The sequence below is a fragment of the Amycolatopsis panacis genome (assembly GCF_003600245.1).
In the GTDB taxonomy this organism is placed as follows: domain Bacteria; phylum Actinomycetota; class Actinomycetes; order Mycobacteriales; family Pseudonocardiaceae; genus Amycolatopsis; species Amycolatopsis sulphurea.
The window spans coordinates 41844-64544 of sequence record NZ_QZFV01000082.1 but is presented as its reverse complement, the minus strand read 5'-3'; the positions used below and the strand labels follow the sequence as shown (position 1 = coordinate 64544).

General features: G+C 70.1%; 20 protein-coding genes. 10 read left to right on the top strand and 10 right to left on the bottom strand.

The window, feature by feature from the left end; all coding sequences use genetic code 11:
* Positions 1-42: 42 nt before the first annotated feature.
* Together D5S19_RS15470 and D5S19_RS15465 are read right to left on the bottom strand one after the other, a co-directional pair.
* Positions 43-981 carry an ABC transporter permease gene (locus tag D5S19_RS15470; protein ID WP_120024038.1) on the bottom strand — a complete coding sequence of 313 codons (939 nt, stop codon included), beginning with the start codon at positions 979-981 and terminating at the stop codon, positions 43-45.
* Between the two features lie 97 nt (positions 982-1078).
* Complete coding sequence (locus tag D5S19_RS15465) at positions 1079-3919, bottom strand: alpha/beta fold hydrolase (RefSeq protein WP_120024037.1); 2841 nt, start codon at positions 3917-3919, stop codon at positions 1079-1081.
* 327 nt (positions 3920-4246) lie between these two features.
* Here D5S19_RS15465 and D5S19_RS15460 point away from each other — a divergent pair, with 327 nt between their 5' ends.
* Both D5S19_RS15460 and D5S19_RS15455 read left to right on the top strand, forming a co-directional pair.
* On the top strand, positions 4247-5212 hold the full coding sequence (locus D5S19_RS15460; protein ID WP_120024036.1) for a TerC family protein: 966 nt from the start codon (positions 4247-4249) through the stop codon (positions 5210-5212).
* A 40-nt stretch (positions 5213-5252) separates the two neighbouring features.
* A complete protein-coding gene (locus D5S19_RS15455; RefSeq protein WP_120024035.1) occupies positions 5253-7172 on the top strand; it encodes a S9 family peptidase in 1920 nt (639 codons plus the stop codon).
* On the opposite strand, the gene D5S19_RS15450 is transcribed toward D5S19_RS15455, so the two are convergent.
* The 3 genes from D5S19_RS15450 to D5S19_RS15440 form a co-directional block, all read right to left on the bottom strand.
* The gene (locus D5S19_RS15450; protein ID WP_120024034.1) at positions 7165-7821 is read right to left on the bottom strand and encodes an RES family NAD+ phosphorylase; all 657 of its coding nucleotides are present in this window, start codon (positions 7819-7821) and stop codon (positions 7165-7167) included. The genes D5S19_RS15455 and D5S19_RS15450 overlap by 8 nt on opposite strands.
* 46 nt (positions 7822-7867) lie before the next feature.
* Positions 7868-8449 carry a DNA-binding protein gene (locus tag D5S19_RS15445; RefSeq protein WP_120024033.1) on the bottom strand — a complete coding sequence of 194 codons (582 nt, stop codon included), beginning with the start codon at positions 8447-8449 and terminating at the stop codon, positions 7868-7870.
* A gap of 815 nt (positions 8450-9264) precedes the next feature.
* Positions 9265-10242, bottom strand: coding sequence for a LacI family DNA-binding transcriptional regulator (locus D5S19_RS15440; protein ID WP_120024032.1), 978 nt, complete (start codon positions 10240-10242; stop codon positions 9265-9267).
* Between the two features lie 94 nt (positions 10243-10336).
* On the opposite strand from D5S19_RS15440, the gene D5S19_RS15435 reads away from it, so the two are divergent.
* Positions 10337-11830 carry an FGGY-family carbohydrate kinase gene (locus D5S19_RS15435; RefSeq protein WP_120024031.1) on the top strand — a complete coding sequence of 498 codons (1494 nt, stop codon included), beginning with the start codon at positions 10337-10339 and terminating at the stop codon, positions 11828-11830.
* Here D5S19_RS15435 and D5S19_RS15430 read toward each other — a convergent pair.
* Positions 11818-12261 carry a helix-turn-helix domain-containing protein gene (locus D5S19_RS15430; protein WP_120024030.1) on the bottom strand — a complete coding sequence of 148 codons (444 nt, stop codon included), beginning with the start codon at positions 12259-12261 and terminating at the stop codon, positions 11818-11820. The two genes, D5S19_RS15435 and D5S19_RS15430, sit on opposite strands and share 13 nt — an antisense overlap.
* Before the next feature lie 228 nt (positions 12262-12489).
* Here D5S19_RS15430 and D5S19_RS15425 point away from each other — a divergent pair, with 228 nt between their 5' ends.
* Both D5S19_RS15425 and D5S19_RS15420 read left to right on the top strand, forming a co-directional pair.
* Positions 12490-13023, top strand: coding sequence for an MmpS family transport accessory protein (locus D5S19_RS15425; RefSeq protein WP_199730516.1), 534 nt, complete (start codon positions 12490-12492; stop codon positions 13021-13023).
* Between the two features lie 25 nt (positions 13024-13048).
* A complete protein-coding gene (locus tag D5S19_RS15420; RefSeq protein ID WP_120024028.1) occupies positions 13049-13816 on the top strand; it encodes an ABC transporter permease in 768 nt (255 codons plus the stop codon).
* On the opposite strand, the gene D5S19_RS15415 is transcribed toward D5S19_RS15420, so the two are convergent.
* Positions 13792-14481: a histidine phosphatase family protein gene (locus D5S19_RS15415; protein WP_120024027.1), complete on the bottom strand. Its 690-nt coding sequence runs from the start codon at positions 14479-14481 to the stop codon at positions 13792-13794. The two genes, D5S19_RS15420 and D5S19_RS15415, sit on opposite strands and share 25 nt — an antisense overlap.
* A gap of 28 nt (positions 14482-14509) precedes the next feature.
* Positions 14510-16387 (bottom strand): Na+/H+ antiporter, encoded by a 1878-nt coding sequence (locus D5S19_RS15410; RefSeq protein ID WP_120024026.1) that lies wholly within the window; start codon positions 16385-16387, stop codon positions 14510-14512.
* 59 nt (positions 16388-16446) lie between these two features.
* Between D5S19_RS15410 and D5S19_RS15405 the strand changes: the two genes are divergently transcribed.
* Entirely contained in the window at positions 16447-17877 is a 1431-nt protein-coding gene (locus D5S19_RS15405) for a carboxylesterase/lipase family protein (protein WP_120024025.1), read from the top strand.
* Here the strand turns inward: D5S19_RS15405 and D5S19_RS15400 are convergent.
* Both D5S19_RS15400 and rnhA read right to left on the bottom strand, forming a co-directional pair.
* A complete protein-coding gene (locus D5S19_RS15400; RefSeq protein ID WP_120024024.1) occupies positions 17859-18230 on the bottom strand; it encodes a YchJ family protein in 372 nt (123 codons plus the stop codon). The two genes, D5S19_RS15405 and D5S19_RS15400, sit on opposite strands and share 19 nt — an antisense overlap.
* Positions 18223-18699: a ribonuclease HI gene (gene rnhA / locus D5S19_RS15395; RefSeq protein WP_098514453.1), complete on the bottom strand. Its 477-nt coding sequence runs from the start codon at positions 18697-18699 to the stop codon at positions 18223-18225. Before rnhA ends, D5S19_RS15400 begins: the two co-directional genes overlap by 8 nt.
* A gap of 92 nt (positions 18700-18791) precedes the next feature.
* On the opposite strand from rnhA, the gene D5S19_RS15390 reads away from it, so the two are divergent.
* From D5S19_RS15390 to D5S19_RS33155, 4 genes are all read left to right on the top strand, one after another.
* Positions 18792-19574 (top strand): DUF1684 domain-containing protein, encoded by a 783-nt coding sequence (locus D5S19_RS15390; RefSeq protein ID WP_120024023.1) that lies wholly within the window; start codon positions 18792-18794, stop codon positions 19572-19574.
* 242 nt (positions 19575-19816) lie between these two features.
* Positions 19817-20095 (top strand): type II toxin-antitoxin system Phd/YefM family antitoxin, encoded by a 279-nt coding sequence (locus D5S19_RS15385; RefSeq protein ID WP_120024022.1) that lies wholly within the window; start codon positions 19817-19819, stop codon positions 20093-20095.
* Positions 20096-20111: 16 nt separating this feature from the next.
* The gene (locus D5S19_RS15380; protein WP_199730515.1) at positions 20112-20492 is read left to right on the top strand and encodes a type II toxin-antitoxin system VapC family toxin; all 381 of its coding nucleotides are present in this window, start codon (positions 20112-20114) and stop codon (positions 20490-20492) included.
* A gap of 373 nt (positions 20493-20865) precedes the next feature.
* Positions 20866-22686 (top strand): restriction endonuclease, encoded by a 1821-nt coding sequence (locus tag D5S19_RS33155; protein ID WP_233573937.1) that lies wholly within the window; start codon positions 20866-20868, stop codon positions 22684-22686.
* Positions 22687-22701: the final 15 nt, after the last annotated feature.

Here is a 22701-nt window from a genome sequence, read left to right as displayed (position 1 = left end):
CAGCACCGTACCGCCGTCCGGCCCGGTTCGTCGGGTGAGGACTCAGCTGGTGATGTCCTTGCGGGCGAACCGGCGCCCGGCCAGCAGCAGGAACACCGTCGCGTAGACCAGCGCGGAAAGCATGCCGCGGACCAGGTTGTTCCAGTCGATGTCGGTGGAGATCAGGTCGATCCAGGCGAACGAGTAGTGCGTGGGCAGGTAGTTTCGCAGGTCGCCCAGCGCGGTGATCTGGTCGAGGATCTGCGACAGGATCGCCACCAGCACCGTGCCGCCGACCGCGCCCAGCGGCGCCTCGGTGGACACGCTCAGCAGCAGGCCCAGCCCGGCCACCCAGGCCAGCTGGATCACGATGTACCCGATGGACAGCAGCAGCGCCAGCAGGCTGTCGCCGAAGGCGATCGCGTCGCCGGTCGGGCTGATCGCGTCGCCCGAGCCGTAGAAGATCATGCCGACCAGCAGCGACATCAGCGGCAGCAACACCAGCGCGCCGATCGAGAGCAGCCCGGACACCACGGCCTTCTGCCGCAGCAGCCGGTGCCGCGGCACCGGGATCGCCAGCAGGTATTTCAGGCTCGACCACGAGGATTCGCTGGCGATCGTGTCCCCGAAGAACAGCGCCACGATCATCGGCAGCAGAAAGGTCCCGGACACGAACAGCGCGAGCACCACGAAGTTCGGCGCACTCGCGGTGGCCAGATCCACGAACCCGCCGGTCCGCCGGTTCGGGCTGGACTGCCCGATCTCGAAGGCCAGCACCAGGATGAACGGCAGCACCGCGACGAACGCGAGCACCAGCTGGGTCCGGCGTCGGCGCAGCTGCCGCCTCAGCTCCACGCCCAGCCGCAGCGTACGTGCGGCCCGGTACCCGGCCACCGCGCCGTCGGGGCCGATCTCCGTCGGCTCCGCGCTGGCCAGGTCGCTCAGCTCCTGCAACGCCGCGGGGTCGGTGTGCACCCCGCTGGCACCGTCGGTGGTGTTCATGCGACCTCCCCAGGAGTGGTGTTCATGCGTCGCCGGTGGTCGCCGGTGGTGGACAAAGCGCCCTCTTCACAGGCGGAACGACCTCGCCGGGTGCTCATCAATCGTCTCCCACCAGCTGCAGGAACGCGTCTTCCAGCCGTCGCCGCGGACCGGCCTGTTCCACCGCGACGCCCGCGCGGACCAGCGTCGCCACCGCCTCGGCCCGGCCGAGCCCGCCGAGATTCGCGTGTACCAGGTCGTCCTCGGTTTCGAGGTCCGAGACGCCGCCGATCCCCTTCAGCGCGGCCGCGGCGGCCGCCGGGTCGTCCACCCGGAAGGTCGCCTCCCCGCTCGCCGCGGCCAGCTCGCCGACCTCCCCGGCGGCAACGAGCGTGCCGCGGTGCATGACGACCACATGCGTGCAGGTCTGCTCGACCTCGGCCAGCAGGTGGCTGGACACCACGACGGTGCGCCCGGTCGCGGCGTAGCGCTGCAGCACCTCGCGCATCTGGTGGATCTGCGGCGGGTCGAGCCCGTTGGTCGGTTCGTCGAGCACCATCAGCTCCGGCAGGCCGAGCATCGCCTGCGCGATCGCCAGCCGCTGCCGCATGCCCTGGCTGTAGGTCTTGACCCGGCGGTGCACCGCGTCGCCCAGCCCGGCGATCTCCAGAGCCTCGGTGAAGTGCGCCTTCTCCGCGGGCCGCCCGGTGGCCGCCCAGTACAGCTCCAGGTTCGCCTGGCCGGACAGATGCGGCAGGAACCCGGAACCCTCCACGAACGACCCGATCCGTGACAGTACCGGCGCCCCCGGCGTGATCCGGTGGCCGAACACCCTGATCTCGCCCGCGGTGGGCGTGATCAGGCCCATCAGCATGCGCAGCGTGGTCGTCTTGCCCGCGCCGTTCGGCCCGAGCAGGCCGAGCACCTGGCCGGGCTCGACCCGGAAGGACAGGTCCCGCACCGCGACGAACCCGCCGCCGTATTGCTTGCGCAGCCCGGAGATCACCAGCGGCGTCGAGGCCAGCTTCGGATCGACGTCGTGCGCCCGGCGGCGCCGGAGCGCGACCACGGTCAGCACGGCCGCACCGGCCAGGAGGGTCCCGCCGATGCCGATCAGCTGCCCGGTGGGCAAGGCCGCCCCGGCCGAGGTGCCCGGCACGACCGGGACCTGCAGCGCGCTGCCGGACGCGAGGCCGATGCGGAACACGCCCGGCTGTGGCGGGACCGAATAGGACTGGTCGGTGGTGCCGACCACCAGCCGCAGCGAGTGCCCGGTTTCGACCGGCCGCACGATGCCCGGCAGCGTCACCGTGACCTCCACGGGGGTGCCGTCCGCGGGCAGCCCGGTCACCCGGAACGGAGCCACCGCGTTCGCGGGCAGCGCCCGGCTGCCGTTCTGACCGACGTCGTAGAGCTTCGCGAACAGCACAGCCTCCGGCAGCGGGTGCGCCGGATCGGTGGCGACCCGTAGCCGCACCGTGCTCGCCCCGGCCACGACGACCTGCCGGTCGAACGGCTGGGTGCCGAACTGCGCGCCCTGCCCCGGCGGATCCGTCCCGAACAGCTGCGACAGCCGTGACGACGAACTGGAGGCGAGCCCGTTGAGCCCGGGGATTCCGCTCACCGAGGCCGGATTCGCCCCCGCCGGCCGCACGGCCTCCTGTGCGGGACCGGTGAGCGCCAGCTGCTGCCGTTCGGTGTTCCCACCGGCGAGCCCGGGGTAGGTGTCGGCAGAGACCGTCCGCACGGACGGGGTTCCGTTGGCGCGCAACGTGCCCTGCACGTCATAGCTGAAGCCGTGACCGGGATCGCCGTCACCGGTGAGCGCGGACCACAGGAAGTCGCCGATCTTCCCACGCAGCTGCGGGCCAGGCGTGCCGCCGTCGTGCCCACCGGCGTACCAGATCGTGCGGACCGAGCCGCCTGCCGCGGTGACCTGCCGCGCCGTCGCGTCGGACTGGTCGAGGCCGAACAGCGTGTCGTTCTCGCCCTGCACGAGCAGCGTCGGCACGGTGATCCGGTTCGTCACCGACGCGGGGGAGATCCGGCGCAGCAGGGAGACGGTCTGGGCGCTCGCCCTTCCCGTGGTGGAAAGCTCGGTGTAGGCCTTGCAGACCGCAGCGGTGAACCGGCCGCACGGGTCCGCGGCCGGTTGCTGCGCGCGGCCCGAAGGACCGGCCGCCTGGGGCGACGTGCCGCTGCCGCCTGCCGCGCCCCCGTTGTCGCTGCTTTCCTGTCCGGCCTCGGGGGCTTCAGCCGACGGCGCGCCTCCCGATCCGGCAGAGAAGAGGATGCCTGCCCAGCTCTTCTTGAAGACACCGTCCTGGGCGAACGCGCCGGCCGCCGGAGTCTTCGCGGGTTCCGTCTGCGTGGCCGTGTTCGGCACGAGGCCCTGCGCGAGGTCGTTGTAGGTGATCACCGGGGCGACCGCGCGCACCCGGTGGTCGGTGCCGGCCAGCAGCAGCGACAACGCCCCGCCGTAGGAGGCGCCCGTGACCGCAAGCTCGGGCGCGCCACCGGGACCGGTGGCGACGTCGTGCCCGGACAGCAGCCGGTCGATCAGCCGGCTCGCGTCCGCGACCTCGCCGTCCGGATCGTTCAGCCCGATCTTGCCGGTGCTGCGGCCGAACCCGCGTGCCGACCAGGTGAGCACGAGAAACCCGCGCTGGGCCAGCTCTTCGGCCTGCGCGCCCACGCCCGTCTTGTCCGCGCCGAATCCGTGCGCGAGCAGCACGGCGGGTGCGGGGGTGCGCTCGGGGTAGTAGGTCGTGGTGTCGATGCGGACCTGCTCGGCGGAGCCGGGCGCGGCCGGCACCGCGACGAAGGCGTCCTGGGTACGGACCGCAGGCCGCCCGGAGCCACTGGTGGTCCAGACCACTGCGGCCGCGGCGAGCACCACCACCGCGGCCAGCGCGAGGAGCCGGGTGGTGCGCGTGCGGGGGAGCGGGAATCGGGGCACGTGCCGACGTTAGGTGAGCTTTCCTGAGAACGCCGCCCCGGCTTTACGTGGATCTGACACCGTGCTCACTCGTTCGCGTGGTCAGTGAGGTGGCTAACACGGCCGTCCCGGTGATGCGGACTACCCCCGCTGGCATTCGCCGCCGGTAACCGGCAAACTGGACGCGCTGTGAGGGGAGTATTCCTTCGCGGCGGTGTCGTCAGCACGGCGGCCGGTCCCTTCCGCTTGCGGTGAGGTTCGGCCCCCCGGCACCGTCGGCCGCGCGTCCGCGTGGCGGAAGAGACCTCCGGTTAGTTGCTGCTGCGCACTATCCGGAGGTTTCGTTTCATGACCGTTCCCGTGTGGCTGTGGTTCGCCACGGTTGGTGGCCTGCTCGCTCTGATCGCCCTCGACCTGGTGATCGTCGATCGCAAGCCGCACGCGGTGACCACCGGCGAGGCCGCGCGGTGGGTGATCTTCTACATTGCCTGCGCGGTGCTGTTCGGCGCCGGCGTCTGGTTCTTCGCCGGGCACGACCCGGGGGTCGAGTTCTTCACCGGGTACATCACCGAGTACTCGCTGAGTGTGGACAACCTGTTCATCTTCATGATCATCATGGCCTCGTTCAAGGTGCCGTCGATCCACCAGCACCGGGTGCTGCTGGTCGGCATCCTGCTCGCGCTGGGCATGCGCAGCGTGTTCATCGCGGTGGGTGCCGCGCTGATCAACCAGTTCGTCTGGGTGTTCTTCCTCTTCGGCGGGGTGCTGATCTGGACCGCGATCAGCATGCTGCGCAGCAAGGGCGAGGAGGAGCGGTACCAGGAGAACGCGCTCACCCGCTGGGTGCGCAAGCTGTTCCCGGTCACCGACGACTACCACGGCCACAAGTACCTGGTGCGCCACCAGGGCCGGCGGATGATCACCCCGATGCTGCTGGTGATCGTCGCGATCGGCTCGGCCGACCTGCTCTTCGCGGTGGACTCCATCCCGGCCATCTTCGGCATCACCCAGGACGCCTTCCTGGTGTTCACCGCCAACGCGTTCGCGCTGATGGGCCTGCGGCAGCTGTACTTCCTGCTCGGCGGGCTGGTGAACAAGCTGGTCTACCTCAGCTACGGGCTCGCGGTGATCCTCGCCTTCATCGGCGCCAAGCTGGTGCTGCACGCCCTGCACGAGTACCACGCCGCACCGGACTGGCTGGATATCAACAATTGGGTGTCCCTCGGCGTGATCGTGGTCGTGCTGACCGTCACCACGGTGACGAGCCTGGCCAAGGCGCGACGCGACGAACAGGCCGGAGTCGAGGCGAATTAGGTCGTTCGCTTTGCTAAAGGTCTCGGGTACGGTCGTCGGCATGCGTCCTGCCGATATCGAAGACCTCGTCGTCCCCGGCCCGCCCGCCCTGCGCGGTGACCTGCTGCTCACCGCCGTGAGCAGGCCCGATCTGGAAACCGATCGGAGCCACAGCACGCTGCGGCGGGTCTCTCTCGCCGAGGGCGGCGACGTGCCCTGGACCTATGGCCCGCGCGATTCGTCCCCGGTCATCTCGCCGGACGGCCGCTGGGTCGTTTTCCTGCGCGCGGGCGAGGAGGGTGGTTCGCAGCTGTACGTGATGCCCGTCGAGGGCGGCGAGGCGCGGAAGCTCACGGCGTTCGCACTCGGCGCGGAGGAGCTGGCGTGGGCACCGGATTCGCAGCGGCTCGCCTGCACCGCGCGGGTACCCGAAGCCGGTCGGTACGGCACCGAGGACGCAGACGGCCGCACGCCGGAATCGCTCGCCGAAGCACCCCGCCGGATCACGCGGTTCGACTACCGCTTCGACGACCTCGGCTTCCTGCGGGACCGGCCGAAGCGTCTGTTCGTGCTCGACGTGCTCGGCGAAGGCGAGCCCGAGCCGCTGTCTCCCGCGGACTACGACGTGAAAAGCCCGGTATGGGCGCCGGAGGGCGAACGCGTCGTGGTGGTCGTGCCGCAGGACTACGACCGGGTCGAGACGCTGGCGAACGACCTCGTGGCGTTCCCTGCCGGTGGCGGGGAACCGGAGTTGCTGGCGTCGTGTCCCGGGAGCGCGGACCATCCGGTATTCGGTCTCGACGGCACGCTCTACTTCACCGGTACGTCCCACGCGGACGGAGTGGTGGTAGCGGCCAACTGCGGGCTGTACGCGGTCGTCGCGGGCGCTGAGCCGCGGCGGCTCACCGATGTGGAGACAGTCGACGTCGAAAGTGCTGCGGGGACCGCTGTTCCGCTCGGCGACGAGATCTTGGTGGCAGTGCGCAACCGTGGCGCGGTGGAGCTGCGCGCGGTGCCTGCTTCCGCTACGGACGCGAAGCTGGACAGCCTGCGCGTACTGCACGGTGGGCAGGTCGCGGTGCACGGCTTCGCGGCCGACGGCGACACGGTGGTCGTGGTAGCCGCGACAGTGGAGACGCCGGGCGAGGTGGTAGTGCTCGGCGCCGACGGCCCGCGGGCACTGACGGACTACGCGAAGACGTTGCGAGACAAGGGAATCCGCCGTGTCGAGGAGCTGAACACCACGGCTCCGGACGGCTACCCGGTGCACGGCTGGCTCGTCCTCCCCGAAGGAGACGGGCCGCATCCGGTGCTGCGCGTGGTGCACGGCGGTCCGTTCGCCCAGCAGGAGTGGGCGTTCTTCGACGAAGCGCAGGTCTACGCGTCAGCCGGCTACGCGGTGGTGGTCGGCAACCCCCGTGGCTCCGCGGGTTACGGGCAGGCGCACGGCCGTGCGGTCGTGCAAGACCTCGGCACCGTCGACGTCGACGACGTGCTCGCGCTGCTCGACAAGGCGCTCGAACGTCCCGACATCGACTCTTCCCGCGCCGGCATCATGGGCGGCTCGTACGGCGGGTTCATGACCGGCTGGATCGCCGCGAAGCACCCCGAACGGTTCCGTGCCGCGTGGAGCGAGCGGGCCGTCAACGCATGGGACTCCTTCGCGGGCAGCTCGGACATCGGCTACTTCTTCGCGGAGGGCTACGTCGGCTCCGACCCGGAGGAGCTGCGCAAGCGCAGCCCCCTCACGTATGCCGCGGAGGTGCGGATCCCGTTCGCCGTCGTGCATTCCGAACACGACTGGCGCTGCCCGCTGGAACAGGCGCAGCGGCAGTTCGTCGCGCTGCGGCAGGCGGGAGTCGACACGGAGTTCCTGCTCTTCCCCGGCGAGAGTCACGAACTGAGCCGCTCCGGCCGCCCGCGCCACCGGGTCCAGCGGTTCGCGGCCGTGCTGGACTGGTGGTCCCGGCGGCTCAGCTGAGCAGCGTGTAGTTCAGCTCCTCGCACACCCGGCCGAGCGGTACGTCGAGCCCCGGATGGTCCAGCGGCAGCAGGACGTCCGGGGCGGTCGGCAGCGCCGCGCCGGCCGGCGGGTCCCACAGGCACAGCGAGGGGCCGCCGGAGTCCATCGAGGAGCGGTACCAGAGCCCGTCCAGCTCGGGCATCGCGGTGCGGATCGCGCGCGCCCAGGCCTGGGTGAGTCTCTTCGGGCCGCTGGAGATCTCCTGCGAGGCGCCGACCCGGGTCGGCCACAGGCCGCTCAGGTCGAGCAGCCGCAGCGTCCGGGTCGGGCGCACCACGACCAGCCGCGGCCCGCGGGTCGTGCGGTCCACGGTGGAGGTGGTCTGGAAGACCTCGGCGATGCTGGTGCGCACGGTCAGCGCGAAGTACAGCACGCCGTTGGCCGGGTCGGTGACCGGACGGCCGCCTCGTCCGGTCGGCTGCTGGTCGAACCGCCCGTGCGGGAGCGGGCCGGTGTAGCGGAACGAATTCCACTGTTGCGGGTGGTTGCCGTGGGCGGTGAAGATGCGGACCAGTCTGGTCTCGGGCTGGACGGCCACCACATCGTGGGCGCGATCCAGTTCCTTGACCAGTACGGACCGCGCCGGGGGCAGGGGGAGCCGGGCCATGCGTCGGGGGTCGTCCGTCCTGTGTCGGTGATCTTGCCGGCTCAGCCTAGAACGGCGAGCCGAGCATGGCGACCAGGCGCGCGACCTGGCCGGGCTCGCCGCCCGCGAGCAGCCACTGCCGCGGGGTGGCCGGCCGGTCGCTGATCACCAAGTCGGCCTGCGGCGTGTTCATGAACGCGGCCACCACGAGCGCGGGCTGGTCCGCGGGCACCGAGCGCAGCACGACCTCCAGGCCGGGCAGCACCCCGGAGCCGCTGAACTGCCAGGCGGGCAGCCGCCACACCTGGTCCTTCCAGCCGGTCAGCCTGCCCTCGTTGAGCCGGTGCCGGATGCGGCTGTCGTCGACGTTGAGCAGCTCGGCGGCCTGCCCGACCGACAGCGCGGAATCGGCCAGCACCGCGTGCACGGCGACGGTGCGCGCGCGGAAGTCGGGCTCGTCCTCGGCCCGCGGGCTCAGATCGAGCCCCGCCTCGGTCAGCGCGGCCACCTGGTCGGGGGAGAAGTAGTGCGCGGGATCGGGGTTCGGCGGCGACAACCGCCGCGCCGCGTCCTCGACAAGCGTGAGGAAGGCGTTCGCATCGGCCTTGAGGCCGGCTCTGGCGAGGACGTTCTCCAGCGCGACTGACATGCGCTCAGCCTAGCGCGCATGTGCGGGTTCGTGCGGTTTCTCACCGAACTGTGCGGCAATTCACCAAAGATCGACACTTATCGCACATGAAACAACACGATGAGTAGGCGATTTCCGGCCAGTTTGCCCTCGGCGAACGGCCTTGTCCAGGCTTTCGTGTCCTTGACACTGTCTGGTGGCGCCCTTACGTTCGATGTGGTAATCGATTTCCCCGCCTGGGCGCATGAGGGCTTCCGGCGACAGCCGGACCCGAGTCCTGGGGGGACAGGGGGTGGGACGTGCCTGGGGGCCGGTCGGGGTGCCGGCCCCCAGGCACGTCGTCCGGACGGCGGTGGGGCTGTCCGGAGGTGGGTGGCGGCGTGGGGGCTGTGGCGGGTGCGGTGCGGCGGTGAGCTTGGGGTGAGGCGGGTGTCGCGGTGCGTATCGCCGGGTTCGGCAAGGCCGGGTGTGGTTGGAGCCGGGTGCGTCAGGTATCGGCATCGCCGCCGGCGCGGCCGAGGCCGGGTCCGGCAGAGGTAGGGCACGGTTCTGCTCGGCCGGGTTGCCTGGCCTCCGTCTCGCGGACCGGCATGGCCGATGGCGCCTGCCTCCGCGCCCGGTTCGAGTGGGCCGTGCCGCGGCCCAGTAGGCCTGGCACCGGCGCGCCCGATGCGGCGCGGCAACCAATGCGTGCACGACCCGGCCGCCTGCGCACTGGGCCATCTCAGCCGTCGTGTCCGGGCATGAACGCGCATGCCTCCCGGCGAGAGACCCGGAGACGCCGCCCGCAGGGACGCTCCGGCGTGCGATCCCTTGACCAGCGGCCGCACCGGTCCTCAGCGGTGGGAACTCTCCCGGACGATCAGCCGGGCGTCCATGGTCGTGGTGACGACGGGGCGGGTGTGGTCGGCGATGCGGGCGAGCAGCAGCTGCGCGGCGGCCCGGCCGAGTTCGTAGGCGGGCTGGGCCACCACGGTCAGCGGCGGGTCGATCAGCGTGGCCCACGGGGCGTCGTCGAAGGAGACCAGGCCGACGTCGCGGCCCGGGCGCAGGGCGCGGGTGGCCAGCGCCTCCAGGACGCCGATGGCCATCGTGCTGTTCGCGATGAGCAGGGCGTCCGGCGGGGTGGCAAGGTCCAGCAGTTCGCCCGCGGCCAGCCGGGCGCCTTCAGCCCGGTACGACGCGCGCCGGTAGAGCGCGTTCTCCTCGCCGACCGCGTCCAGGTAGCCGGTGAGCCGGTCGTCCGCGGTGCGCACGCCCGCGGGGCCGCTGAGGCAGCCGATCCGGCGGTAGCCGCCGGCCATCAGGTGCCGGGTCGCGTCCCGGGCCGCGCGGTGGGTGTTCACCAGCACCTGGTCACCGTCGGTGCCCGCGAGTGGTCGGTCCACTGCCACCACCGGGGTGCCCAGCCGGCGCAGCAGGGCCACGTTCGTGGCCGGGCCGGTGGGGGACAGCACCACGCCGGCGACCCGCTCCTGCAGGGCGACGTCGAGGTACCGGCGCTCCTTGTCCACGTTCTCGTCCGCATTGCACAGCACCACCGAATACCCGGAGGTCTGCGCCAGATCCTCCACTCCGCGGGCGAGTGCGGTGAAGAACGGGTTCTCCACGTCCGAGATGATCAGCGCGAGCACCGCGGTCTCCTGGCGGCGCAGGTTCCGGGCCAGCCCGTTGGGCTGGTAGCCGAGCTCCTCGGCGGCGGTGACCACCCGGGCGGCCAGCTCCGGGTCCACAGTGGACTTCCCGTTCAGGGTGCGGGACACCGTCGCCGTGGACACCCCCGCACGGGCGGCGACATCGCTGATGGTGGCCACCGTGCCCTCCTCGTCCTGTCGTGCTTGACACCCCGGTGACCGAAAGAATAGCGTCCTCGGTAATCGTTTACCTTCCGCTCACCGGAGGTGCCGCGTGCAACCGGGCCCGCTGCTCGGCATCGACATCGGCACGGCCAGCGCCAAGGGCGTCCTGGTGGGCGTGGACGGCACTGTACTGGCGCGCGCGAGCCGCCCGCACCCGACCTCCCGTCCCCGTCCCGGCTGGTTCGAGCACGACGCCGAGACGGTCTGGTGGGCCGGGTTCACCACGCTGGTGCGCGAGCTGCTGAAGGCCGCCGGGGACCGCCGCCCGGCCGGGCTCGCGGTGAGCGGGATCGGCCCGGTGCTGCTGCCCGCGGACGAGGACGGCCGGCCGCTGCGCCCGGCGATCCTCTACGGCGTGGACACCCGGGCGGGTGCGGAAATCGCCGAGCTGACCGCGGAGCTGGGCGAGCAGTCCATTGTGGAGCGTTGTGGCAGTGCGCTGTCGAGCCAGGCGGTCGGCCCGAAGTGGCGGTGGCTGCACCGGCACGAGCCGGCCGTGGCCGCGCGTGCCCGCCGGTTCCTGATGGCGAGTTCCTACCTGGTGCGGCGGCTCACCGGCGAGTACGTGCTGGACCACCATTCGGCCAGCCAGTGCGATCCGATGTACGACCTGCGGGCCGGTGACTGGGCGGCGGACTGGGCCGCGCTGGTCGCGCCGGGGGTCACGTTGCCCCGGCTGGCCTGGCCGAGCGAGGTGGCCGGCACTGTCACCGCGGAGGCCGCCGCGCAGACCGGCCTTCCCGTGGGACTCCCGGTCACCTGCGGCACGGTGGACGCCTGGGCCGAGGCCGCCAGCGCCGGCGTGCGCGAGCCGGGCGACACGATGCTCATGTACGGCAGCACCATGTTCCTCATCCGGCAGACCGCGGGGCCGCGCCCGGTGCCCGGGCTGTGGGCGACGCGCGGGGTGTTCCCCGGCAGTCATTCCCTCGCCGCCGGGATGGCCACGTCGGGCGCGATCACGGACTGGTTGCGGGATCTGTTCGGCGGCGACTTCGCCCAGCTGGTCGCTGAGGCGGGCAAGGTGCCGGCCGGTAGCCGGGGGCTGCTGATGCTGCCTTACTTCGCAGGCGAGCGAACACCTGTGCCGGATCCCGCCGCGCGGGGGGTGCTCGCCGGGCTGACCATCGGGCACGGCCGCGCCGAGCTGTACCGCGCGGCCCTGGAGGGGACCGCGTACGGCGTGCGGCACAATCTCGCGGCCATGGGCGGCCCGGCCGGGCGGCTGGTCGCGGTCGGCGGCGGCACCCAGGGCAGGGTGTGGACGGGCATCGTGAGCGACGTGACCCGCACCGACCAGCAGGTGCCTACCGAAACGATCGGCGCGGCCTTCGGCGACGCGCTGCTGGCGGCCTTCGCGATCGGCCTGGATCCGGACATCGAGGCGTGGAACCCGGTCGCCGAGGTGGTACGTCCGGATCCGGCTCGCGCGGACACCTACGACGAGTTCTATACGCGGTACCGCGCGCTCTACCCGGCTACTGTGGATATCGCGCATTTCCTTGCCGCGCAACAGGAATTGGCGGCGGATCAGGAGAAGTAGGCGCGCGGCGGCAGCCCGGTGAGCGCCCGGCATTCCCGCGAAAAGTGCTGCTGGTCGGCGTACCCCGCGGCGACGGCGAGCGTGGCGAGATCCGCGACGCCTGGGGCCAGCGCGATCGCCCGCTGGAGCCGGAGCACCCGCAGGTGAGTGGCCGGGCCGTAGCCAACCGCGAGGGTGAATCTGCGGCGCAGCTGCCGTTCCCCGAGCCCGGACGCCGGCACACCGACCCGTGACGGCGCGCGGGACAGCCGGGACAGCAGCTCGTCGACGGCCGGGTCGGTCGCCGTGGCAGCTGCGCAAACCGCGTCGGCCTGCTCCCGACCGTCGAGGATTTCCTCGGCGCGCGAAGCGTTCCACAGCCGTGCCAACGGCACCCGCTGATCGCGCAGCTCGTCCGCTGCGACGCCGTGAAGGGTCCCTTCACGGACCAAGAGTCCGTAAAGGGACCCTTCACTACCGTGGTTGGTGGACTGCGCACGGTCCCGGGTCCGGCATGTGCGCGTGTATCAGCGGTGGACAACCGGACCTGAAGCTACCCATTAGGGTGAATTACCGTCTGATTCGGCGATCTGGCTAACGCCGAGTGACGGTTCGGCGAGATACCGGATGTCCTGCTCAGTCGTGCTCACCGAGTGCGCTCGAGGAAGCGAAGCCTCGCCATGGGTGTTCTTCGCACGGCCCGGCCCACGGCGGTCCGGGGGAGGTCCTGGCCGCTCGGCGGCCTCGCCGTCGTGCTCGCCGCGGCGGTGGCCGCTGCGGCCGTGGCCTGGTACACGATCCCGTCGACCGGTCGGGCCGCGCCCGCGATTTCCGGGGTGGCGGCCCAGTCCGAACCCGGCGCCACCGCGTACACCGGCCACCAGGACGATCGGACCACCCCGGACGGCCGGAACGCGCAGCAGGCGGTCTCGCAGAGCGCCTTGGTCGTCGTGTACGAGCTGACCGGCGCGGGTGGCGCGCGCAATCTCACCTACGTCGGCGAAGGCGGCAGTCTCCAGCAGCAGGACCAGATCGCCACGCCGTGGGCCGTGTCCGTGCAGCACACCGCCGCCGCGAACGCCCCTTCGTTCTCCGGCCTGGTCGCACAGAACGCCGGCGACGGGGAGCTGGGTTGCCGCATCCGGGTGAACGGAGCGGTCGTGGCACAGCAGTCCGTGACCGGCGCGGGGGCTCGGCTCAGCTGCGTGTCCTGACGGCGGGTGGGGCAGGATCCCGTTCGTGAACGCAGCGATCGGGTTCGGGCCCGTCCTGATAGCGGTGCTGGTCGTGCTCGCGCTCGCCGGGTCCCTGGTGGTCCGCTACGGCGAACTCGGGCAGGGCCGCGCGGTGCTGGTGGCCGCCGTGCGGGCGGTCGCGCAACTGGCGCTGGTCTCCCTGGTGATCACCGTGATCCTGCGTTCGGACTGGCTGACCGCGCTGTTCGTGCTCGTCATGTTCTCGATCGCGACCGGCACCTCCGCGGCGCGGATCGGGGTGCCGCGCCAGGCGGGCTGGATCGCGCTCGCCCTGGCCGCGGGCGTGCTCCCGGTGCTGGGGCTGGTCCTCGGCTCGGGGGTGGTGCCCCTGCGGCCGATCGCGCTCGTGCCGGTCGCCGGGATCGTCATCGGCGGCACGATGACCGCCACTTCGCAGGCCGCCCGCCGGGCACTCGACGAGCTGAAGACCCGGTACGGCGAGTACGAGGCGGCGCTTGCCCTGGGTTTCCTGCCCCGGCACGCGGCGCTGGAGATCTGCCGTCCCTCGGCCGGCCAGGCGCTGATCCCCGCACTCGACCAGACCCGCACGGTCGGGCTGGTCACACTGCCCGGCGCGTACGTCGGGATGCTGCTCGGCGGGGCGAGCCCGCTGCAGGCCGGGACCACGCAGGTGCTGGTGCTGCTCGGCCTGCTGGCCGCCGAATCGATCGCGGTGCTGGTGACCGTGCAGCTCGTCGCGGACGGCCGGATCCGCCGCCCGGCGGCTCAGCCCAGCGGCGCGGCGAGGTGAGCGGTGTCGTTGAACCGGCGCACCAGCCAGTTTTCCCCGTGCAGCACCAGATGTGACACCGAGCCGTTGTCCGCGCCGAGGAAGGCGAACCGGTCGAGCGCGCGGGTGGCCTGGGCGAACGCCTCGCCGATCACGCCGCCGTGGGTGAACACCGCGACCCGCCGGTCCGGGTTGGCCGCGGCGATCCGGGTCAGCGCGGCCCGGATCCGGCAGCCGAACGCCTCGTCCGACTCCGCGCCGGGGATCACGTCCCAGCGTTGCTCGGTCCACAGCCGTTGCACGATCGGGTGCCCTTCGGTGGTGTGCTTGCGGAAGAGCCCGTTCTTCTCCCAGTCGCCGAGGTAGATCTCCCTCAGGTCAGGCTCGACGGCCGGGGTGAGGCCCAGCTTCTCCGCCAGCGGCGCTGCGGTCTGCACGGTGCGCCGCAACGTGGTCACGTACAGCGCGTCGAGCCGTTCGCCGGCCAGGCGCCGCGCCACGCGTGCGGCGTGTTCGCGGCCCTCGGGGGCGAGATCGGGATCGGCCTGCCCGTCGAGCAGCTCGAACGGCGCACTCGCCTTCGCGGGCATCGATTCCCCGTGGCGCACCAGGAAGATCTCCGTCGAACCGGGCGGTGGCGTGAAGCGGTGCTGGCGGTATTCGATCTCCTGCTCCGGGGTGGTCATGCCTCCGACCCTAGCCACGCGCGGCGATTCAGCCCAGCTGCTTGTCCACGAAACACCACCGCCAGGACTCGCCCGGTTCGAAGCTGCGCATCACCGGGTGCCGTGACTCGTGGAAGTGCTGCGACGCGTGTCTGGCCGGCGACGAATCGCAGCAGGCGACGTTGCCGCACTTCAGGCAGATCCGCAGGTGCACCCAGGTGGTGCCCTCCGCGATGCAGGCCGCGCAGCTGTCCGGCGAGCTGGGTGGCTTGTCGGCCCACTCGTGCGCGAGGTGCTTGCACGAACCGGCGGTCGCCGCGGGAGTGCTGAGTTCTCGGCCTTCCTGCGGGGGTTCTTCGTCGTCGCGGTCGAGCATCGACTCCTCGATGTCGAGGCGGGCCAGGATGCGGCGCAGCACGGTGTCGTCGGCGGTGCCCTGGTCGCGGGCTTCCAGGAACTGCTCGCGTTCGGCCTCCAGCAGCTGCACGCGCAGGCGACGGTACGCGTCGCTCGGCGTCTCCGCCAGGGCGCTCTGCCTGCCGAGCTGCTCCCACGCGGAGTCCGAACGGGACTGGAGCCGTTCGCGCAGCCGCTGAATCACCTCGGGCGGGTCTTCAGGCCGTTGTAGCTCGTCCAGCTTGCGCAGCGCGACGCGGGTCATGTCGTGCAGTACGGCCGCTTCCTGCAGCGCATCCTCCGCCGGGTCGGGCCGGGGCAGCCGCAGCCGCCGGATCAGCGGGGGCAACGTCATGCCCTGCACCACGAGCGTCCCGGCCACCACGACGAAGGCGGCCAGCACGAGCACCGCGCGCTGTGGGGTGTCCGCGGGCAGTACGAACGCGGCGGCGAGGGTGACCACGCCACGCATCCCGGCCCACGAGATCACCGCCGAGTACCGCCACGGCCAGATCTTGCCGCGGTTGACGCCCAGCCTGTGCAGCAGCCGTGTCACCGTGCCGATCCCGATCATCCACAGCACCCGCGTGAGGATTGTCGCGGCGAGCACGGCCGCGCAGATGCCGATCAGCGCCCACAGCGACAGCCCGCTCTTGCCGACCTCGGTGAGGATCCGCCGCAACTGCAGGCCGATCAGCAGGAAGACCATGTTCTCCAACAGGAACTGCACGGTCTGCCAGTTGAGCCTGGTGGCCAGCCGGGACGGGCCGGACTGGATCTGCGGGGCCTTGTGCCCCTGGATGAGCCCGGCGACGACCACGGCCAGCACGCCGGACCCGTGCGCCACTTCGGCAACCAGGTACGCGGCGAACGGCAGCGCGAAGGACAGCGCAGTGTCCGTGATCGGTTCTTCCAGCCGGGCACGCAGGAACGCCACTGCGATGCCGACGACGAAGCCGATCACCAGCCCGCCGACCGCCGCGAGCACGAAATCGAGGCCGACCTGCCACAGGCTGACCGCTCCGGCGATCGCCGCGATCGCGGTGCGCAGCGCGACCAGCGCGGCCGCGTCGTTGAACAGGCTCTCGCCCTCCAGCAGCCGGACGAGCTTGCGCGGCATCCCGGCCCGGCGCGCGACCACGCTCGCGGCCACCGCGTCCGGCGGGGCGACCACCGCGCCCAGGGCGATCCCGGCGGCGAGCGGCAGGCCGGGCACCACCGCCCAGGCGACCAGGCCGACGCCGAAGGCGGTGAACACCACCAGCCCGACGGACAGCAGCGCGATCGGCCCGCGCAGGCGGCGGAACGCGACCAGCGAGGTCTGGATCGACGCCGAGTACAGCAACGGGGGCAGCAGTCCGATCAGGACGACCTCGGGATCGAGGTCGTACTCCGGCACCCCTGGCACGAACGAGGCCGCGACGCCCACCGTCACCAGGCACAACGGTGCCGACCAGTCCCATCGACGCGCCCCGACCGTGACGATGAGGACCGTGAGGACCAAGCCGACCAATTCCGCCGCTACGTGCACGCGACAATCATCACCCGGGGAACCCGGATCGCGCGCGTGGGCCGCACTACGCTTGCGTCGTGACGACTGTGGACACGCTGGCCGGGGCCGTGCGGGGTGTGGCGCAGGACGGCGTACGAGTGTTCCTCGGCGTGCCGTTCGCGGAGCCGCCCGTGGGGGAGTTGCGGTTTCGCCCACCGGTGTCGGTCTCGCCGTGGGCTGGGGTGCGCGACGCGACTGGCTTCGCTGAGAAGGCTCCGCAGCCCGCTCTCACCGGTAAGGGGTTTGTCGGTGACGAGGACTGTCTGTACGTGAACGTCTACGCCCCTGAGGAGCCCGGCCCGCACCCTGTGTTCGTGTGGATCCACGGCGGTGGTGGAGTGCTGGGGTCACCGCATCAATTCGACGGCTCCGCGTACGCGCGTCGTGGGGTGGTCGTGGTGACTGTCGCGTATCGACTCGGCGTGCTCGGGCTGCTTCGCGTCCCTGGCGTCTCCGAGGGGAACCTCTCGCTGCAGGACCAAGTACTCGCGCTGGAATGGGTACGCGACAACGTGGCTGCGTTCGGCGGTGACCCGCGCCGGGTCACGCTCGCCGGGCAGTCGAACGGTGGACGCACCGTGGGCACGTTGCTCGCGGTCCCCGCGGCGCGTGGGCTGTTTCAGCAAGCCATCGTGCAGAGCGGGACCGGCGTCGGGTCCGTGGTGTACACCGCGGCCGAGGCCGAGACGGTGGGCAAGGCCGTGCTGGAAGACCTCGCTGTGCCCGCCGAAGCGCTCATGACGATGCCTGCGACGCACATCCTCGCCGCGCAGCAACGCGTCACAGCCGCGCTCGACACGCTTGTGCCGTACAGGGTCGTCGTCGGCAGTGAACAGTTGCCGCGCAATCCGGGCGACGCGGTCGCAGACGGCGCGGCACGCGATGTACGGCTGCTCATCGGAACCACCGCCGACGAACAGGACCTGTTCTCCTGGCTGCAGAGCGGCGGCGCGAAGCTGCTCGGCACCGGCTCGACCATGCTGGACTCCGGCGCCATCGAGCGTGCCACCGTCGCGTACCGAAAGCTGTTCCCGGACTGGCCCGAAGACCAGTTGGCGAACCGCGTACGCACGGCGGGCGACTGGTGGCTGCCCGCGATCCGCTGTGCCGAAGCCCAGTACGCGGCGGGCGGCGCGACCTGGATGTACCGGCTGGACTGGCGGATCGCCCCACGCGGCCGTGGTCTGGGCGCGGCGCATGGCGTGGACCTGCTGTTCATGTTCGACGACATCGGCAACCCGAATTGGCGCTTCATGCTCGCCGCCACCCGCCCCGATCCCGCGCGGCTCCGGGCGATGGCGAGCGAGATGTTCGGCGCGTGGCACCGCTTCGTCGTCACAGGCGAACCGGGATGGCCGCAGTACTCGCCGGAGGATCGGGTGACCCGGCTGTTCGACGATGTGAGCCGTACGGTGTCGGACCCGGACGCCGCGGAGCGTCACGTGTGGGATCAGAGCGCGGCGACGTAGTACCAGCGGCCCGCTTCGCGGACGAAGCGGCTGTTCTCGTGCAGCACATCGTCCTGTCCACGGTGGCGGTAGTACGCGCGGAACTCGACGGTGCCCTCGTTCGCGAGCAGTGAGCCGCCGGTGTGTCCCACTACCTCCAGCCGGAGCCACTCCTGTCCCGGATCGAGCCGCAGCCGTCGCGGCCGGGTGTCCGGATGCCAGGTGGCCAGAAGGTAATCCCGGTCGCCGACATCGAACGCGCTGTAGCGCGAGCGCATCAGGCGCTCGGCCGTCGGCGCGTGCTGTTCGCCACGGTGGAACGGGCCGCAGCACGCGCCGTACGCCTCGGGCAGACCGCAGGGACAGCTAGCCACGGGCGCGCTTCACCCCGGCTTCGGCCGCTTCCTTCGCACCCTTCACCGCGAGACGGTCCGCGCGCTCGTTCTCCGGCAGCCCCGCGTGCCCCTTGACCCAGAGCCACTCGACTTCGTGCCGCTCTCCCGCGGTGTCCAGGCGCTGCCAGAGGTCGGCGTTCTTGACCGGCTGCTTCGCCTGCGTCTGCCAGCCGTTCTTCTTCCAGCGCGGCATCCACTGCGTGACCCCGTTGCGGACGTACGTGCTGTCGGTGTAGATCTTCACCACCGACGCCCGGGTGAGGCTCTCCAGCGCGCGGATCGGCGCCATCAGCTCCATCCGGTTGTTGGTCGTGACGGTGTCCTCGCCGCCGTACAGCTCGCGCTCGTGCCGCCCGTACCGCAGCAGCGCGCCCCACCCGCCGGGACCGGGATTGCCACTGCATGCGCCGTCGGTGTAGATCTCCACCACCTGGTCCGTCTCCGCCACGCGGGGGACCCTACCGTTCCCGTATCCTGGAACCGGGAATGCCGCCGCGGTCGCCGCGTTCCCCTTGGTGACTTCGAGCGGAAGGAACCGGGATGAATTTCACTCAGGCCTGGCAGGAATGGAAAGCCGGACGCGAGAAGACACTCGCGGACCCGTACGGCTGGCTTGCGCTGGTGTCGCTGGATTGGCTGGAGACCCACCCGCGCAGCTACCCAGGGCTGCCCGGCCTCTGGTGGCAGGACGACGACGCTGCCTACGTCGACCCGGACGGCGCCGACCTGCGTTACGAGGGCACCCCGCTGTCCGGCGTACGCCGCTTCGAGCTGGTCAACAGCGGCCCCGGCACCCGCGTGACCGCCGGCGACCGGGAGATCGAGATCGCCCGCCGTTCCGGCTACCTGATCCGCGTACACGACCCGAAGTCGTTGGTACTGCGCAACTTCCACGGCGTCCCCACGTACGACCCCGACGCGGCGTGGGTGTTCGAAGGCACGTACGAGCCCTTCGCCGAGCCTCGCCCCACCACCGTGGGTGCCGTCGTCGAAGGCTTGTCCCACGTGTACACGGTCCCCGGCCGCGTCCACTTCACCCACGACGGCACCGAGCACACCCTGGCCGCGTTCAACGGCCGTGACGGCGGCCTGAACATCCTGTTCACCGACAAGACCAGCGGCGTGACGACGTACGCCGCGAACCGCTCCCTGCCGGTCGCTGCACCTGCCCCGGACGGGACGGTAACCCTGGACTTCACCCGCGCGGTGAACCTGCCGTGCGCGTTCACCGACTTCGCGACCTGCCCGTTGCCTCCGGAGGGGAACCACTTGCCGTTCGCGGTGGAGGCGGGGGAGAAGCTGCCGTTCGAACGGCAGGGGTGACTCAGTCCGGGAACTCGATCCGTCTTTGCGATGCTGACTGTGGTGGAGACGCCGAGGCCTGACGGCGCGATCTGCATGCTGCGCACAGCGCGTTTTGTCGGTTGGAACCTCAGCGTTTTGTCGGCTGGATCGGCCTGACCACGTCGTGGACGGCTCTTCCCCGCCTCGCCCGGAACAGCGACTCCACGGTGCGCGAACCGGCAGATGTAGCTCATCGAGCTACGCAGGGCTACACTGGCATCGTGAAGGTGATCACTCAACGGGAGTTCCGCAACAACTCCGCTGCCGTCATGGACGCCGTCGAGGCGGGCGAGACCTACTACGTCACTCGCAACGGTGTCGAAGTGGCTGAGGTGCGGCCGACACCGCGCAGGCGTCGCCTTACCGGTGAGGAGTTGGTACAGCGACATCGAAGGTTGCCCACGGTTGAGGCTGCGCAGATGCGGCGGGAAGCCGATGAATTCTTCGGCACCGAAGATCGTGTGGATTCCGACGACAAGGGGGAGCTGCCTGATGACTGATTGTCACAAGGCAGGTGTGCTCGACACCTGCACTTATATCGACCTCGGTCTGCTCGATCCCGCGGCATTGCCCGAGATCCCGGAACTCACCGCCGTCACCATGGCTGAGTTGCATCAGGGAGTCGCGATGGCGAAGGACCACGCCGTCCGTGCAGCGCGCACAGAGAAGCTCGGTGCCGCCATCGTCGACTTCGTGCCGTTGCCCTTCGACGGCGAGGCGGCAGCCCGGTACGGAACCTTGGTCGCACTCGTCCTCGCGGCGAAACGGGATCCGCGACCTCGGCGCATGGATCTGATGATCGCCGCCATCGCGTCCTCGCGCGAACTGCCGCTCTACACCCGAAACGCTGACGACTTCAAAGGTTTGGAGAGTATGATCGAGGTCATCGCCACCTGAGCGATGTTTCATGCGAAAATGCGCCCGCGTCGGGGCCTGCTGAGAATGTCGAATGTCGCAATCTTCGTCTATCGGTGGAGCGTTTTGGTGGTTGGCGGCTCAGCGTTCTGTCGGACTTCGTGACGTCGCTGGTGTGCCTGAAAACGGGTGTGGCCACCGGCTGACCATGGTCGGTTGTGTGGACTGACCCTGATCGGCTGGTGGCCGAAGCTTCACCATCGTCGCGGCGACGACGGATGGCGTTGGAAGTCGTCTTGAGGTGTACCGGATCGCCTGGGCCAGGATTATCTCGCAGGGCAGCCGCTCGCCATCGGGGGATTGTCCGAAGATGAGTTCGCTGCGAGGCCGGGATATCCGTGATCTAGACGTTCGGATGCGCAAGACTGTCCAGGTGGTACGTGACATGGACAGGTGGCGGCAGCTGATCAGCGAGTATGACCAGCTGCGGCAGCTACGCGCGTGCACACCTCAGTCTCGTGGTCAGCGCTTCAACAACTTGATCGCTGAACTGCTTCAGTGTTGGGGTGTCCAGGCTACTGCCAACGTCCGGGCCGCCGGTGAGATTGACGTCGCCTTCGCCATTGACGGAGTCCGCTTCGTCCTGGAGGCCAAGTGGGAGAAGGCAAGGACGGATACCGGACGTATCGCCAAACTGGAGAAGCGGGTCCGGCAACGGCTGTCCGGCACCTACGGCGTATTCCTGTCGATGTCCGGCTACAGCCAAGAAGCCCTCGCCGATATTGCCCACGGTGACCGGCTCGAGGTACTTCTCCTGGACGCCGGACACTGGGAAGCCATGCTCGGTGGATTGGTGCCGCCCCAGGAACTGGTCAACCTGGTTCGCGATCGAGCCTCGTTCCAAGGCGCGCCGTACACACCTTTGGCGCAGCTGTTCGCGTCCTCCGAGGTGCCCGACCTCAGCTTCGAACCACCGAGCGAGATGCCTGACGGACCCCTGCTCGCGGCCGTCGACGGTGTGGAGGCGCAGGTCGTTCTGTCCGGCATCGAATCCAGTCAACTCGGGATTGCCTGCTACGGGCAGAGCAGGCTTCTGGTAACGACCACACGCGGTGTTCTGGACGTCGACATCGAGGCGCAAACGGCGGAAATGGCCGTGCCGGTGCCTGACTGTCGGCGGAACGTGTTGGTCATCGGGGATGGGTCGATCGTGTTCCTCCGGCGATCCGGCGTGGGGCGCTTCCATGACGGTCAGATCACGACAATTGGTGGAGGTCTTTCAGGGAACTGCTGTCTCTGTCAACATCCAGATGGCAGTGTCTGGGTCTTCGACAACGGTGGGTCACATGACCTCAGTGCGTCAGTCACCAGGCTGGAGGGCGGGCTCGGTCGCCAGCAGCGGCATAAAATCGATTACCATTCTGCCAATGCATTCACCTCGGTTTGGCTATCCGCTGATGCTCTACTGACGTCCGGTAACGCCGGCTATCTCATCTCGTCCCCGACCACGGGTTCGAAATCGCGACATTCTGACTCGCAGTCCAACCCCATGGGGCTGATCGCACTCGATGAAACTGCCTTCCTGACCGTTGGAGGTAACGTCTCCCTTCGCCGAACCGAGATAGCAACCTGGACCGGTCGGGAGTTGGCGCGACTCGTGCTCAAGCCTTCGGTCACCGAACTCGCGTTGGCGGCCAATGGTGACCTCTACCTGGCTGCCTATCACGATACGCCTGACGATCGCCTGTCGTTCGCTGTTATTCGCGTGCGGTTGCCATCTGAGGTAGGCGGCCTTGAACTGGGAGCGGACGCCACGACGCCGGTCGTTGCTGCACGATCCACGTGCGACACTCAGGCCGGGGAAGACCACGGTCTTCCGGCTTCCGGCGACAGGTTGCGTGTGCAGAAGGAGACGGCGCACCGGGTGGGCGACGATGTCGACATTCGGTGGTCGGGTCCGCTGGCACCGTTACCGAAGCGAATGAATGCGGTGCTGAGGCTGTTCGATGCGCCGCTATATCGGGATTGGTTGCTCTGGTTCATGCTCGCGTGGGCCGCGATCGACTTCGTGTCGGTGCTGACGTACGGTCCGCCCGGCGGCCTGCCCAGATGGTTGACTGCGGTGATCGGTGCCGTATTCTTTGCCATGGTGTGTGGAATTGTCCCAGCCTGGATTCGACTCCTGGTTCGGCGTCGGCGCCACAATCACCGCCAGCGGGCGACGAAGGCGAAGTAGGAGGACACCTCGGTT

Coding starts and splice junctions, on each gene's coding strand:
- D5S19_RS15470 (WP_120024038.1), bottom strand. CDS start 981: ATGAACACCACCGACGGTGCCAGCGGGGTGCACACCGACCCCGCGGCG.
- D5S19_RS15460 (WP_120024036.1), top strand. CDS start 4,247: ATGACCGTTCCCGTGTGGCTGTGGTTCGCCACGGTTGGTGGCCTGCTC.
- D5S19_RS15455 (WP_120024035.1), top strand. CDS start 5,253: ATGCGTCCTGCCGATATCGAAGACCTCGTCGTCCCCGGCCCGCCCGCC.
- D5S19_RS15450 (WP_120024034.1), bottom strand. CDS start 7,821: ATGGCCCGGCTCCCCCTGCCCCCGGCGCGGTCCGTACTGGTCAAGGAA.
- D5S19_RS15445 (WP_120024033.1), bottom strand. CDS start 8,449: ATGTCAGTCGCGCTGGAGAACGTCCTCGCCAGAGCCGGCCTCAAGGCC.
- D5S19_RS15425 (WP_199730516.1), top strand. CDS start 12,490: ATGGGTGTTCTTCGCACGGCCCGGCCCACGGCGGTCCGGGGGAGGTCC.
- D5S19_RS15415 (WP_120024027.1), bottom strand. CDS start 14,481: ATGACCACCCCGGAGCAGGAGATCGAATACCGCCAGCACCGCTTCACG.
- D5S19_RS15390 (WP_120024023.1), top strand. CDS start 18,792: ATGAATTTCACTCAGGCCTGGCAGGAATGGAAAGCCGGACGCGAGAAG.
- D5S19_RS33155 (WP_233573937.1), top strand. CDS start 20,866: ATGCGCAAGACTGTCCAGGTGGTACGTGACATGGACAGGTGGCGGCAG.